13 protein-coding genes are annotated in these 15,036 nt (G+C 44.8%); 5 read left to right on the top strand and 8 right to left on the bottom strand.

Translation table 11 applies throughout. The annotated features are described in order from the left end of the window. Window positions 1–20 precede the first annotated feature (20 nt). Window positions 21–230: an exodeoxyribonuclease VII small subunit gene (gene xseB, locus ACQKCJ_RS19190; protein WP_427402714.1), complete on the bottom strand. Its 210-nt coding sequence runs from the start codon at window positions 228–230 to the stop codon at window positions 21–23. Then, on the bottom strand, window positions 205–1,599 hold the full coding sequence (locus tag ACQKCJ_RS19185) for an exodeoxyribonuclease VII large subunit (RefSeq protein ID WP_427402713.1): 1,395 nt from the start codon (window positions 1,597–1,599) through the stop codon (window positions 205–207). Before ACQKCJ_RS19185 ends, xseB begins: the two co-directional genes overlap by 26 nt. 465 nt (window positions 1,600–2,064) lie before the next feature. Here ACQKCJ_RS19185 and ACQKCJ_RS19180 point away from each other — a divergent pair, with 465 nt between their 5' ends. Continuing rightward, complete coding sequence (locus ACQKCJ_RS19180) at window positions 2,065–2,481, top strand: hypothetical protein (protein WP_427402712.1); 417 nt, start codon at window positions 2,065–2,067, stop codon at window positions 2,479–2,481. A gap of 128 nt (window positions 2,482–2,609) precedes the next feature. On the opposite strand, the gene ACQKCJ_RS19175 is transcribed toward ACQKCJ_RS19180, so the two are convergent. The 3 genes from ACQKCJ_RS19175 to ACQKCJ_RS19165 form a co-directional block, all read right to left on the bottom strand. Beyond that, a complete protein-coding gene (locus tag ACQKCJ_RS19175; protein WP_427402711.1) occupies window positions 2,610–3,026 on the bottom strand; it encodes a hypothetical protein in 417 nt (138 codons plus the stop codon). Between the two features lie 205 nt (window positions 3,027–3,231). Continuing rightward, window positions 3,232–4,191 (bottom strand): gluconolaconase, encoded by a 960-nt coding sequence (locus tag ACQKCJ_RS19170; RefSeq protein ID WP_427402710.1) that lies wholly within the window; start codon window positions 4,189–4,191, stop codon window positions 3,232–3,234. A 2-nt stretch (window positions 4,192–4,193) separates the two neighbouring features. Further along, entirely contained in the window at window positions 4,194–5,360 is a 1,167-nt protein-coding gene (locus ACQKCJ_RS19165; RefSeq protein ID WP_427402709.1) for a PQQ-dependent sugar dehydrogenase, read from the bottom strand. A 674-nt stretch (window positions 5,361–6,034) separates the two neighbouring features. Here ACQKCJ_RS19165 and ACQKCJ_RS19160 point away from each other — a divergent pair. Next, complete coding sequence (locus ACQKCJ_RS19160; RefSeq protein ID WP_427402708.1) at window positions 6,035–6,415, top strand: response regulator; 381 nt, start codon at window positions 6,035–6,037, stop codon at window positions 6,413–6,415. A gap of 5 nt (window positions 6,416–6,420) precedes the next feature. Then, on the top strand, window positions 6,421–8,415 hold the full coding sequence (locus ACQKCJ_RS19155) for a PAS domain-containing sensor histidine kinase (RefSeq protein ID WP_427402707.1): 1,995 nt from the start codon (window positions 6,421–6,423) through the stop codon (window positions 8,413–8,415). A gap of 193 nt (window positions 8,416–8,608) precedes the next feature. On the opposite strand, the gene ACQKCJ_RS19150 is transcribed toward ACQKCJ_RS19155, so the two are convergent. From ACQKCJ_RS19150 to ACQKCJ_RS19140, 3 genes are all read right to left on the bottom strand, one after another. Then, window positions 8,609–9,193 (bottom strand): hypothetical protein, encoded by a 585-nt coding sequence (locus ACQKCJ_RS19150; protein WP_427402706.1) that lies wholly within the window; start codon window positions 9,191–9,193, stop codon window positions 8,609–8,611. A gap of 111 nt (window positions 9,194–9,304) precedes the next feature. Beyond that, window positions 9,305–9,772, bottom strand: a complete 468-nt coding sequence (locus ACQKCJ_RS19145; protein WP_427402705.1) for a hypothetical protein — start codon at window positions 9,770–9,772, stop codon at window positions 9,305–9,307. 115 nt (window positions 9,773–9,887) lie between these two features. Then, the gene (locus tag ACQKCJ_RS19140) at window positions 9,888–10,340 is read right to left on the bottom strand and encodes a response regulator (protein ID WP_427402704.1); all 453 of its coding nucleotides are present in this window, start codon (window positions 10,338–10,340) and stop codon (window positions 9,888–9,890) included. A 330-nt stretch (window positions 10,341–10,670) separates the two neighbouring features. Between ACQKCJ_RS19140 and dinB the strand changes: the two genes are divergently transcribed. After that, complete coding sequence (gene dinB, locus ACQKCJ_RS19135) at window positions 10,671–11,852, top strand: DNA polymerase IV (protein WP_427402703.1); 1,182 nt, start codon at window positions 10,671–10,673, stop codon at window positions 11,850–11,852. Window positions 11,853–11,856: 4 nt separating this feature from the next. Continuing rightward, window positions 11,857–14,910, top strand: coding sequence for a DNA polymerase III subunit alpha (locus ACQKCJ_RS19130; RefSeq protein ID WP_427402702.1), 3,054 nt, complete (start codon window positions 11,857–11,859; stop codon window positions 14,908–14,910). The last annotated feature ends 126 nt before the right edge of the window (window positions 14,911–15,036 follow it).

Here is a 15,036-nt window from a genome sequence, read left to right as displayed (position 1 = left end):
TAAATTGATAGCTCCATTATTTAGTTCTCAGTATTGTCCATCCTGCTGATGATTTTATTCACTTCCTCTTCTGTGTTTTTAAGCTTGGCCTGACAGAACTCGATAAGATCTGATGCCCTTTTGACTTTTGCAGCGAGCTGGTCCACTGATATTTCTTCGCTTTCTATTTCTTTTGAAATGGCTGTCAGCTCGGACTTTGCCGCCTCATAGGTCAGTTTCTCTTCCATCATATTGTGTTTTTTCTTTAACGGTACTTTTTAGTTTGGCGTCCCTGAGTATCACTTCTATCCCCTGGCCGGCCTCTATGTTCTGGGCGCTGCTGATAATTTTTCCACCCGACTTCACAATTGCATACCCTTTGCGAAGGATATTTTGCGGGGACATCATTTTAATGCTTTTCTGTTGGTAGTCCAACGTAAGCTTCTCATGGCGAAGATACTCACTCGCAGCGTTCTTTATGCTATTTTTTATATTCCCCAAGTCATTTTTCTGCTGCTGGAACAGCATTCTGGGCTCCTGCGCGAGTTGATGTGCAAGAAGGATAAGTTTTTTTTGGTGCCCGTACAGAACCGCCCTTGAACTGATTATAATCTGATGATAGGTGAGCGTGAGCTCTTCCCCGTGCAGCTGCATCAGTTCCCTTGCATTGCGGGAAATGGTGTTTTTAAGCTCATGCAATTCTTTGTGATGGACATGAAAAAGCTGCTGTGATTTGATGACAATATTTTGCTGGAGCGCGAGTATTGAAAGCTCAAAACTTCGGTTATGGGCAATGATAAACTCAGCGGCTTTGGTTGGGGTTTTGGTATGGGTATGGGCCATCAGGTCTGCTATACTGACATTTTTCTGGTGCCCTATCCCGGTGATAACCGGAATGGGAAACTTGGCCACTGCACGTCCGATATTGTAGTTGTCAAAAATCAAAAAATCAGACTGTGAGCCTCCGCCCCTGTTAATCACAACAGCATCGTATGGGATTCGAGTATTATAAATCTCAATGAGTTTATTCAAAAATAGTTTGGCGTTGTTATCTCCCTGTACAATGGTATAATAATCATCAATCTGGAAAACATACCCAAAATTATTATGCTGCATCGTATGGCGGAAATCCTCATTCCCTGCCGAGCTGCTCGAAGACAGCACCGCTACCCTCTGGATAACCGCCGCAAGCTGCAGACGACTGTTATAGGTCGAGTAACCATCTCCTGCTTTCTGGATATATTCATTTTCCCTTACCAGGCGCTCCAGGGTTGCATTTCGCTGCTGCTCGAGTATTCCAAGCATAAAATTGCTGTCGATATCCAGCACACTCACAGACAAACCGTACAAAGGATGATAATCAACACTCACCTGTACCAGCACATGCAGGTTATTGGTAAAGGCCTGCCCTGTGTTTTTTTCAAACTCTTCAATGCGAACGGCTCCCCCGCCCCATGATTTGCCCATCATTTTGGCGGTGATCGCATTGACGCTCTGCGCCTTTTCCACCAGCTCGAAATAATGGATCTTTTTATCAGCCTTATAGGAATGATTGGTGATATCGGCCAGTACCCAGAAACGCTCTCCCTCAAAACGCGCGTTTAGCGTATCTTGGATCATATCATTAAGGGTTGAGAGTCTGATATAGGGCCGGGGTTCCATTCTTGCGGATTTCTTTGTCTATGGCTAAGGTACTACTATTGCCCGGAATCTCAAAAAGGCTTTAAAAAAAGAGCGTCATTTTAAAGAAAAACCTAGACCGGATCCGATCCTTTGAAAATATACAGCAAGTGGATTCAAATACGCAGTAGTACAAGTACCAAACCTAGCCCGGCAGCCCTATCCCAGATAGAAGTGGAAATCCTTTTGTCCGGGCCGGGCACAAAAGATTGCTTAGCCAGTTCGCTAGCGCTAGGGTGGAACGCATAGCGGGAAGAGCTCGCAAAAAAAAATATTAAACCAAAAATAATTTATTTTATCCCAAAATATTAAATTGCAGTTTCTTAGTTTTACAAGTCGAATAATAGACCTCTCAAACCAAAATCATCTTAACATAATTACCAATTCAGTAAACTTCAATAAAGTATGGAAACTCAGACACCTTCCTATATAATCTACTTCCAGGAAAACATAAATGCTGTAGTGATGGAATGGAAAGGATATTCTACCAGCAGGGAATTCCGATCCGGTACCGAATTAATGCTAAACCTGCTTTTAAAGCACAATACATTTAAGGTTCTTGCCAATATTAAGGAAATGGTACTTATCGGGCTCGAGGACCAGGAGTGGCTCGACACGGAATTTCTACCGCGTGCTACCGAATTTGGATTTCATGTACTGGCCATTGTCACCCCCGATCACTATTTCAATAAAGTTGCCGTTGAAAGTATTTCGCAAAAAGCCGATAAGAATAAATTGGCCATTAAAACTTTTGAGAATTTAACTGATGCTGCGCATTGGCTGAGCCTGATTGATAATCCTGATAAAAACACGGCGCTTTAACAGCTTTAAAACTAAAAATTGCTGTAAATCAAGATGATTTCCATTGCTTGTTTTAATGGCATCACAAGTACTCTTTAGACAAAACATTAAAAGCACTTTACTGTTAACCAGGTCTATCCGTATAGGTTTTATCGTAAGCATAAAAAAAGAAACCCTCCGAGAAAATACAGCAGGACATCTATCGGGTCACCGGTATATCTGGCGTTAACCCCAGGCAGGTAATATTCAAAGTACACCGCATAATAGAGTGCCAGACCGGCGATAAAGGATTTGGAAAACTGAAAACTGCTGTCATTTTTCAGGTATCGAATTGTGGACAAAAGCAGACCTAAAACAAGCGGCATGCATAACAGGTCATTTAAATAATCATCAACGTACCAGGGCAGAAACAGCGTGGCGGACTGCCTGTAATATATGATTGCTGCCGTTATAACCATTAGCCAGTAAAGTATTCTGCCCTTGCAGAAAAGATTCCTTGCGATTAAATCTTTGAGCAGCACAGCAGCGGCGCTTTTTGGGATGTACCCGTTATTTAACGTTCCCATCTGTAGTAGTAGATTAAATGTTTTTAAAATCCTGAATATCCTTTCAACCTGCCGCAACAGCTATAACTGCTGCGTTAAGCGCTCCCACTACCATGGCACAAAAAAGCCATATGGCATTAAGAATACTGAAAAAATAACGTACAGCACTGTTTGGATGCCTTTCACCCCATCTCATAAATTTATTTCCAGCCGAGTGGATGATGATTTATTTCTTTACCGGACTAAATACCGCCTGCTGAAGCGAGAACTTTTTCGACGGCACATTGTTTCCTTCGGTAAGCTCGGAGAAATTCGCATTCATAATCCAGGTTTCACTGCCGGACACTGCTGCCGTTGACGGGAAAGCAAAACGGTCTTCAACCGATGTGGATTCCGATACCTCTGCCGTAGTCCAGTTATCTGTAGTTTTTAATCTGAATATTTTGTTCACCCCGCCATTCTGAACCAAGGTCAATGTACTAGTATCATTTAACAGCAGTCCGTCGGCGTTTGGAAAAAACTGGCCGATTTTAACCTTTGCCCCATTTTGCGGGCTCGCTAGGGGCAGTTTCACAAGAGCCCCTGTTCCATTGTTGGCCACAAGCAGAAACCCATCGGGATGATACACAATTCCGTTGGGCCCTACGCCTGCTGATTTCAACAGCTCGCTTTGGCTGAAAACCGAAGCTTTCCCTTCCGGGTCCACTTTATAGACCACATCGGCAAAACTGTCTGTAATGTACACATTGCCGTCCTTGTCAAAAGCCAGGTCATTGGGAAAATGTTCTCCGGCAACCACGCCCGACAAATCAACATCGGCCAGTTTTTTACCGGATTTGAGATCAATGGAAATAAGCCTTGCCATTTTCTTTTTGGTATCCGGCGTGCTGAATTTGCTGTAATTGGCATCGCCCGCGCAGACAAAAAGCCTTTTGCCATCGGGATGTACTTTCAGCCCGTAGGTGGACTTGAGGCTCTGGTCAGCGTATAATACGGAATACTTTCCATCCTTGGTTACTTTTCCAACAGTGCCGAGCCTGGCCGAGGATACATAAAATACATTGGCCGTTTTATCAAAAGCCACGCCTTCGGGATAGGCTTCGGGCGCTTCAAATTCAATTCTCTTGGTTGGTTCCTGTGCCCAGTTCAGCTGGGTTAACAGCAGCAATATGATATACTTTTTCATCTTTATTTTTCTTTAAGGGCATAAATAATTCCATTCGCATCGTCCGATACATACACTACGTCGCTGCCAATAGCCACGCCGGCTGGCCTTCCAAAGCGCTCGTTTCCAATCAGGAATCCGGTTAGAAAATCTTCGGATCCGGAAGGATTTCCTTTGCTGTCAAATTTGATGCGTTCTACTTTATATCCGCTGGGGTTCTGCCTGTTCCAGGATCCGTGCCAGCATACCAGCGCATCTCCTTTATTTTTTCCGCTGTCAAAAAAGGCAAAAGCTATCGGGGCGCTGTGCGCCGGAAATTCAAGTACCGAAGGCTGTGTGGGTTTAACCCATCCTTCCTTGGTATTGCCCACTGGGTCTTCCCTGCTCTGGTCCACGATGCGCTTGCCATAGGCAAAAGGAAACCCGTAATTGCCTCCCATGATAATTTTGTTTAATTCCTCAGGCGGCCAGTCGTCCCCTTTGGTATCCCCGCCATTGTCCACGCCCCACATTTCCTTGGTCCCGGGCTGCCAGTCAAATCCTATGGTGTTTCTAAGGCCCGAAGCAAACAGGGTCCTTTTCCAGGTCTGCGGATCGACCTGCAGCATCGTGGCGGTTTCCTTATCGCTTTCCTTGCAGTCATTGCAGACACTTCCCACGGAAATGTACAATTTGCCGTCAGGTCCGAAATCCATGGTTCGGTTGGCATGCTGTCCGCCGCTTGGCAGATCTTTGATTAAGGTGTCGGCAACCTTGCCCAAAGTTCCGTCGGCATTCAGCGCATAGCGCAGCACCTTATTGTTATTGCACAGGTACATATAATCATCTTTGGAAGTGATGCCGTGTACGCCGGGAAAATCCGCCACACGGATCATATCATCAAACTTGCCGTCTTTATCGGTATCGGTCAGCATCAGCACATCCCCTGCATCTCTGCGGGTCACGTACAGCTGGCCTTTTTTGCCGATGTACAGCATACGGGGTTTTCCAAGCCCGGTGGCCACTGGCGTGACTTTCCAGCCGTTGGCTGTTTTAAGTCCCGATGCAAGGGAGCTGCTGTATTCAAGATGGGTTGGGAAATTCGTGATGGTCACTTTTTTGGTATCCTCTTTTGGTGGGATGCCTTTTTGGCTGTAACCGTGCATTGCCAGAAAGCCCAGCAATGCCGATAGTGTGTATTTTGCCTTCATAGGAATGAATTTGTGGATTAATTTCAGTACAAAATCTTATTTCAATAACTATCAAATGTAGCTTTATACAGAAAAAATCCCTTACAAAATACGCGCTGATTTTTACAGGATTCTCAGCTGCATTTGTCACTTTGAATCGTTAAAAGCCTGCATTATAACTATATGGAAGAGATCCTGCACATGGGATTTTAAAAATTAATTCCGCAAAAACGAAAGGGTGCAAAACAGCTTCAATATTGCCTTATCTTTGCAGTGATTTCAGACCCGTTAAAACAGTTTGAACGTTATTTAAGGTGTACACAAAAATGTAATACTACTGCTGACAAGGGTATGAAAAAGTTTGACATAAAAAAAATAGACTCCGACAGCTGGCTGGTTTCCCATAATGAGCTCCCTAGGTTTACCTGCCGCTTTGAGGACAGGAAATTCAACTACAGCCGCACCATCACAGGACTTTCAGATCCTACAGCCGACCCGACAGAGATCCAGCTGCTCCAGAAAATGGAAAAATGGCTCGCCCGGTATCATATGGAGAAAATAAACGGCTGATTGCCTGATTAATAAATTTAGTTATGCCTGCGTTTTATAACTAATGGACCGAACCGCCCCCAGGCGTAAAATTTTTTTTTCTAGAAGGTATTTTTAAAATTGCGATAATTTATTAACTTGCTGTGATGGGACATATAAAAATTTTTCATATTGACGACGACAATGACGATATTGATTTCTTTGTGGAGGCTATCGGGTACCTATCAGAGCAGATAAGCTGTGTTTCGTTTACCAATGCCTCTACAGCACTTCAAAAACTTACAGGCGGTGAGCTGATTCCCGATGTTATTTTTCTGGACCTCAATATGCCCGTCATAAACGGACAGGAATTCCTTGGGATGTTAAAGGCAACGGCCGCCTTGAAGGATATTCCCGTAATTATTCTTTCCACATCCTCGGATTCGCTGACGGCGCGAAAGCTCAAAGCGGATGGGGCCAGTGCTTTTTTGACAAAACCCGCCAGTATCAAAGAACTTTCAAATCTTCTACGCCCCTATTTAATATAAATCGTATGAATATCGACAATCAGCAGGAACTCTATATATTGGTCATGAACGCTCCGGTGGGTATCTGTGTCCTGGACTCCCAGACCCTTAAGGCGGAAATTGTAAATGACAGCTTTACAGCCGTGGCCGGAAAACCCCGCGAGGCAATCCTCGGCAATTTTTACTGGGATACTTTCCCTGAGGCGCGCTCCACTTATGAAAATGCATTGGCGGCTGCTATTTCTGACGGGAACCCTTACACTGCCAGTGAAGCCGAACGCCAAGTGATCAGGCATGGTACGCAGCAAACTGTTTATATGACTTTAGTGTATGCCCCGCTGAAGGATACTGCCGGGGAGGTAAAAAAAGTAGCCGTATGGGTTATGGACCATACCATGAAGGTCAATCAAAGGCAGAAAGCGGAGGAAAGCGAAAAATTTGCGCGGACTATTTTTTATAATTCCCCTGTAGCCAAACTGGTCTATACAGGACCTGAAATGGTGCTGCGTGAGGCCAATGAGAAAATGCTTGAAATATTAGGCAGGGACCCTTCCATTATCGGCATGCCGATCATGGATGCTGTGCCCGAACTCAGAGAGACTCATCTGCCCGCGTGCTATCATAACGTTTTAACTTCCGGAGAAACCCATACCGAAAAGGCCTCGCGTATGATGTTTGTGAAGAATGGTTCGCCTTACTACGGTTACTATGATTTTACATATAAACCGTTGCATGATGCAAAAGGCAGTATTTATGGTGTCATATGTACGGCTATTGACGTTACGCAGGAGGTAATTGCGCGCAATATGCTGCAGGAGGCAGAGCAAAACATGAGAGGCGCTGTTGAGCTGGCACAGCTCGGCACCTGGAGCATTGATGTGGCTTCAAACGGGCTGACCTACTCGGACCGTCTAATTGAATGGTTTGGCTATGACCCTTCCGCCCAGCCTTACAATGAAGTTATACCGATCCTGCTGGAAGAAGACCGCCAGCGTGTAGCAAATGCCGTGGCATGGGGCCTTAATCCAGAATCAGGCGGTATCTATGATGAAATATATACTGTAATACATCCCACAACAGGAAAGAAAAGAATTCTGCATGCCCAGGGTAAAACTGTTTTTGATCACGAAGGCAATCCCGTACGTATGAACGGAACCGCCCAGGATATTACCATTCAGATGGAACTGCAGATTGAGCTGGAAGACCAGCTGCAGCAGCGTACCGAGGAGATCGCCGCTGTCATAGAGGAATTAACGGCCACAAATGAAGAACTGGAACAGACCAACGTGCAGCTGGTGCATTCCAATGGGGAACTGGAACAGTTTGCCTACATAGCCTCGCATGACCTGCAGGAACCGCTTCGCAAAATCAGCACCTTTGTGCAGCTGCTCGAGGGCAAAATATCAGAACATCTTGACCAAAAAGCACTGGGCTACATAGATAAAATAAAAGATGCCACAAGCCGTATGGCCAAACTTATACGCGATGTGCTGGCCTATTCTGCCCTGCCGAAAGATGATGCGAATTTTGTTGCGGTAAATCTTGAGGATACTGCCCGCAATGCGCTGGAAGATTATGATGTACTGATGGAGCGCACGGGGGCTAAAGTTAAATGGAACGAGCTGCCTGTTATCAAGGGCATTCCACTTCAGATGTCCCAGCTTTTTTTTAATCTCATTGGAAACGCGTTAAAATTTATACGCCCTGATGTGCAGCCTCAAATTCATATTCACTGCAGTACCGCCTCTCCCGAAGAAATTCGGTCAGCACATCTAAAGGAGGAGGTATCCTATTATAAAATTCAATTCAGCGATAACGGCATTGGCATGAAGCCAGAAGATACCCAGAAGATTTTCAACATATTCCAAAAGCTGCACGGTAAAAGTGAATTTGCAGGTACGGGAATCGGGCTGGCAATGTGCAAAAAAATTGTCCAGAACCATAATGGCGAAATCGATGCAGCTCAAAGCAATGAAAATGGGGCGGTATTTAATGTATACCTGCCAGTGAACAATTTATAATTTCTAGCGACAATAAATATACTTAATAGGAAACAAGGATACAAATTAGCCCTGCAGCTCCCCCTAGCCCGATTGCTTCGCCAGTTCGTGTGCCGTGAATTTTTTTTGCGAATGGGTCCGGAGCAAAAGTTGGAACCCATAACGGGAAGAGCTCCTAAAAAAGTAAAGTTTTCTGTGTTCTGGATATTTCTATCTACAGATCACTTTTTGCTTTTGTCTTGACAATACCGCTGTTTATTTTGTCTAAGTAGGACAGCAGGACATAACAGCGCGTTACGCTTTCGTGCTGGATGGATAACTGGATTTCTCCCTTGTCGGTTTTCCATAGAGAGAAATATTTGCAATTGTCAAACTTAACTTTGAACATCCTGGTATTATCGTCCCGCGGCGGTGAGGAAGAATCAAATTTTTCAACGACTTCTGACGGTCTGCCGTATTTTTCAGCCAGCATGTCTTTCAAATCGAAGTAATTTCCCGACAGCGCAGACCAGGTATCTTTCTCGGGAAATATAACGGCTATTTTGTATACCAGATCTTTCTGCTTCAAGGTTGAGACCCCGACAATACAGTCTTTGTAGCCTGCGAACTCTCCGTTGAGCACTGCAGTTCCATTTTCTGTTCCTTTATTTGTAAATCCCTCACGCTCCATTTTCAAAACATATTCACTAAGTGTGCCGTCTAGTGGAACGCCTTTAAAAACCAGATGTTCGGTCGACTGGCAGTAAGCAGCGCCGCCGAATGCCAGATAAGCCAGAAGCAGTAAAGTATTTTTTGTCATCCTATTTTAACTTTTAAATCGCTGTTGTTAATTTGCTCAGGTGCCGGTGATTATTCTTTGCAGCGTAAAGCAAAGCGACTTCGAAAGCCAATATAATTTGCGGCACTTTTACTATCGGTCCAGAATACCTTTCCCAAATATTTTCTCAACCTGAAATATATAGCTGTCTACTATCGGGGACGCTAAAAAAAAGCGGCTGACCGCGGCGGCATGCGCATCTGTTTTCTGATTGTCAAAGGAACGTTCCAGAAATGCCGCATAATCCCGAAGCTGGCCCTCATCTAATACTTTTCGCAGCTCCCTCTCGGTATTGACAAATGATTTTAACATGGGAAAATCATTATTGTTATCCTGCTCATACCGCTGCAGCCCCGATTTTATATCACGGAACTCCTTTTGGAATAAACTTTTTACTGCCGGTATATTTTGCGCATAAAAAATACCGGGAATCAGTCCGGCTTTATAATTTCCATAATGCTCTTCGGATGCTGCCGGACTCTGCAGGTACTTTTCAAAGGTTTGAATTCTGTACACATAATCTACATTAAAAAAATCAGCGTCTTGATAATCAATGTTCATAGTATAAAGTTATTGGAATTTAATAAAAAAGTATAGGCACAGTTAAAGGTAAATTTATATAAAAACAGCTGGATTTTTAAAATTGCAAGTAAAAAGTATGGCCTTCCGAAAAGAACTACTGCAGAAGGAATTTTCTCTTTTCTTCGATACTGCCCACAAGGTTCATGCTCAGCACATCTTCCAGCAGGGATTTGAGTTTTTCAAATGAACTGGGTTTGACAGCATAAAATGCAGCGCCTAGTTCCCTGGCCGTGCTGATATTATCCGGGTCGCTGCTCGTGGAGAGCATAATGACAGTAAGATCTTTTAAATTTTCATGACTGCTGATTTCTTCCAGACATTCCAGGCCTGTTTTGCGTGGCATGTTGATATCCAGAAAAATAAATTCAGGGAGCTCTGCCGGGTCAATTGCGAGGAGATCATCCATTAAATACATTCCGTCCTGAAATTGTTTCAGGACAACAGCAGGATCAGTTTCCAGCAGTGCGTCAGCAAAAAAGTCCCTGTCATCACTGTCGTCATCTGCCAGATAAATAAATTTCTGGGAATTGTGTTTTTCAAACGCCATTTTAATAAAATTTACATTTAACGATAAATACGAGACTGATTCGGTTTAACGAATTTAAGATTTACAATACATGTAAGTTCAAAACTGCAAAATGATATTTTAAATCGATCAAGGGAATGTAAAGATAAATCATAATTAGGAAAAAACACATTAAAAAATATTTTTTTACAATTTTAAATACAGAACCGGCTGACCATAATTTTCAGTATTTACAGGTACTGGCTCTGTTAGAAAATAATGCCTTAACAACTTTGTTAGTAATTATAACAATATATTTTTGAATTATGTTACAATCTGTAATAATTTTGTTCTGTATAAAATGAGAAGATTATGGAAAGGTCAGTTGTACACATCGACATGAATACGTTTTTTGTTTCCTGTGAGAGGCTCACGAATTCAGAATTAAACGGCATTCCGCTAATTATCGGCGGCGGTGAAAGAGGTGTCGTGGCTTCCTGCTCCTATGAAGCCAGAAGATTCGGCGTCCGCTCTGCCATGCCCATTCACATGGCAATGAAACTCTGCCCGCAGGCCAAAATTATGAAAGGCGACATGGAATTGTATTCGAGGCTCTCGCATGATATTACCGAGATTATTCAGGAAAGGGCGCCGGTGGTTGAAAAAGCCAGCATCGATGAATTTTATCTCGATATTACCGGGATGGATAAATTTTACGGCAGTTACAAGTGGACCACAGAGCTTGCCCAGAGAGTTACAAAGGAAACCGGCCTGCCCCTCACCTTTGCGCTGTCGATCAACAAAACGGTTTCCAAAATCGGGACCGGCGAGGGAAAGCAGAAACAGAACCTGTTAATCCCTGAAGCGCAGGTGCAGTCTTTTTTAAATCCGTTATCCATCCAGAAAATCCCCATGGTGGGCGAAAAAACTTTCCAGCTGCTCTCGCGCATCGGGATACGGACAATCGGCAAACTCTCTGAGATGCCATCCGATGCATTGGAGGACATGCTGGGCAAAAACGGCACCGAGCTGTGGAAAAAAGCAAACGGGATTGATAATAATCCCGTAGAGCCCTACAGGGAGAAAAAATCAATTTCCACCGAACATACTTTCCTTCAGGACACTATTGATTTTGAGCGTCTTAACAGGGTCCTGCTGGGCATGGTGGAAAAGCTCGCTTTCCAGCTGCGTTCCGAGGCATGGCTGACATCCACTGTAAGGGTAAAAATACGCTATGCCAATTTTGATACCGAAACCAAGCAGTGCCAGATACAGCATACTTCGGCCGACCACGTCCTGACCGAAACCGTACAGGCCCTTTTCGATAAATTATACCAGCGAAGAATGAGGCTCAGACTGATCGGTGTGACGTTCAGCGGACTTGTCCGAGGCACTTACCAGATCGATCTTTTTCAGGATACCGAGGAAATGCTGGCACTCTACCAGGCGATGGACAAAATGAAAAGCCGATATGGCTTTGATGCCGTGATGCGCTGCGCAGGCGCATCCTTCAAGCCCAACAACAAAAATGAAATTTTAAAACGCAAACCCTGATTCCATGTATCTCAACTGCCACTCCTTTCATTCCCTCCGCTATGGCACCATACCGCTGGAAGAACTGATACCGCAGGCGGTGTCCTGTGGTGTCAAAGCCATGGCACTTACCGACATCAATACGGTATCGGGCATTTATGACTTTATAAAAAACTGTGAGCAGGCAGATATAAAACCCCTTGTAGGCATGGAGTTCCGCTCAGATTACCGCCTGCGTTTTATCGGGCTGGCCAAAAACACATCGGGACTGGCGGAAATGAACCGCTATCTGACCCATCACAATTTCGAGAAAATACCCCTTCCACCGTTCGCTCCTGATTTTAAGGATGTTTTTACCATTTATCCACTGGAGAATTCTCCTGATGAGCTCAAAGAAAATGAATATATCGGCATACGGCCCGACCAGCTGCAAAAACTCGTTTTGTCCGCCTGGAGAGAAAGGCAGCATAAAATGGTGATCCTGCAGCCGGTTACCTTTCGCAGCGAGGAGGAGCATAAACTGCACCGTATTCTCTGCGCGGTTGACAGAAATATAGTGCTGACAAGGCTTAAGGAGGATGACTGCTGCGCCATTACTGATAAAATGATTCCTGTCGAATCGCTTCTTGCAAACTACCAGCATTATCCGCATATTATTTCCAATACTGAGAAAATAATTGAGGACTGCCATTTTGTGTATGATTTTGAATCACCTAAAAATAAAAAATATTATACGTCAAGCCGCAAAAGCGATATGAAGCTCCTCTGTTCCTTAGCCCGGCAGGGCTTGGTGTGGCGCTATGGTACCAAAAACATTCCCGCAAAAGAACGTATGGAAAAGGAGCTCAAGGTAATCGACCAGCTTGAATTCAGCGGCTATTTCCTGATTACGGCCGATATCATCCGCTTCAGCAACAGCCAGGGCTTCCTGCATATTGGCCGCGGAAGCGGCGCCAACAGCATCGTTGCGTACTGCCTGGGCATTACCGACATCTGCCCTTTGGAACTGGATCTTTATTTCGAGCGGTTTTTGAACGTCAACCGCAAAAGCCCTCCGGACTTCGATATTGACTGGAGCTGGCGCGACCGCGATGTGATACTCGAATATATCTTTAACCGGTATACCTATGAGCATGTGGCGTTCTGCGGGACAAATGTCGAGTTCAAGTACAAATCTATTTTCAGGGAGGTCGGCAAAGTATTCGGCCTTCCGAAGGAAGAACTTGACATGCTGGCCAAAAATCCGATGAAGTTTCATACCACAAATGATGTGGTCCGCGAAGTGCAGCACTACGGAATGATGCTCGAGAAATATCCCAACCAGAGAAGCATGCACTCCTGCGGCGTACTGATTTCCGAGGAGCCTATTACCAACTACACGCCGCTGGAAATGCCTCCCAAGGGTTTTCCTATTGCGCTTTTTGATATGCATGTGGCCGAATCCATCGGGTTTGAGAAATTCGATATCCTGAGCCAGCGCGGTATTGCCACTATTGATGAAAGTGTCAGGCTCATTGAAAGGAACCGCGGGATCAGGATCAATATCCGCGACACATCGATTTCAAAAAATGAGCACGCCGCAAACGGCTACCTTGCCCAGGGAAAGACAATCGGCTGTTTCTACATTGAGAGTCCCGCCATGCGCGGACTGCTGCGGCGTCTGAAATGCGACAACTATAAAACGTTAGTTGCCGCCTCCTCCATTATCCGTCCCGGCGTGGCACAGTCAGGAATGATGAAGGAATATATTTTCCGCCATAACCATCCCTCGAAATTCGAGTACTTTCATCCTGTGTTCCAGGAGCAGCTTGGAGAAACCTACGGCATTATGGTGTATCAGGAAGATGTGATCAAAATTGCGCTGCACTATGGCGGACTGCCGGCTGCTGACGGTGATGTGCTGCGACGCGCCATGTCCGGAAAAGGACGTTCGAAATCCGCGCTTCAGAAGGTTAAGGACAACTTTTTTGCCTGCGCCGCCCAGAAAGGACATCCAGCAGCACTCAGCGAGGAAATTTACCGCCAGATCGAATCATTTGCAGGATACTCCTTCTGTAAGGCGCACTCGGCTTCTTATGCCGTGGAAAGTTATCAGAGCCTTTATCTAAAGGTTCATTTTCCCATTGAATTTATGGTCGCGGCCATTAATAATGAAGGAGGGTTTTACAGGATTGAGGTCTATATACACGAAGCCAGGATGGCAGGCGCGGTTATCCACAATCCGTGCGTGAACAGCAGCCTTCCTTCGGCTGCACTCTACGGCTCTGATCTTTATCTTGGCTTTATGCATATCAAGGGCATGAAAATCGAGATGGCACAGTTTATCGTAACGGACAGAAAAAGGGCCGGTGAATACCGATCACTGGAGGATTTTATCAACCGTGTCCCGATGGGGATCGAAAGTGTGAAGAGCCTGATTTTTACGGGCGCTTTCCGCTTTACTGGCAAAGGCAAAAATCAGCTTCTGGTTATCGCAAGCATCCTTTTAAATAAGGTGAAGCCCGAAAACAGGGCGCCAATGCTGATCCAGGAGCCTGCCCGTGAATACAAGCTGCCCACTCTTGAAAGGTCTATTTTTGAAGATGCCTTTGATGAAATCGAGCTTCTGAGCTTCCCTGTTTCGTGCACTGTATTTGACCTGCTGCAGACCACGCACCGGGGCGATATCAAGGTCAGGGACCTGCCTTCGTGCCATAAAAAACAGGTACGCATGCTCGCCTATCTGGTTTCAACCAAGCAGGTGCCGACAAAAAGGGGCAATATGTATTTCGGAACCTGGATTGATAATGAAGGGGCGTATTTTGACACCGCGCATTTCCCAGACAGCCTTGCCTCTTATCCTTTTCAGGGAGGCGGCTGCTACCTTTTGAGGGGCATTGTAGAGATAGACTATCACTTTCCCACCATTACTATTCACAAAATGGCTAAAATGCCTTTTATGAAAGACCCCCGTTATATGGATGCTAAAGACCAGTATAAAACCCAGGCGCTCATCCGTGAGGACGTCAGTACCACGGAGCGCCAGCCTTATCCGCAGGAACATGAAATCAACCTGCCGAGGCACAAAATGAAAACATAAGACTGTAACATTTTTTTAGCAGACTCTTTTTTAGCGCTTTGAGAATAATTTATTAAATTTGGTAGGAGACCGCTTTTCACATTCTCAGTGGGGCTTATCATTAAATAAAAAACAGATACTAAATAT

It is taken from the genome of Flavobacterium sp. NPDC079362 (assembly GCF_050267765.1).
GTDB lineage: Bacteria > Bacteroidota > Bacteroidia > Flavobacteriales > Flavobacteriaceae > Flavobacterium > Flavobacterium azizsancarii.
Note: the sequence above shows the minus strand (reverse complement) of the source record. Positions and strands in the feature narration are given on the sequence as shown.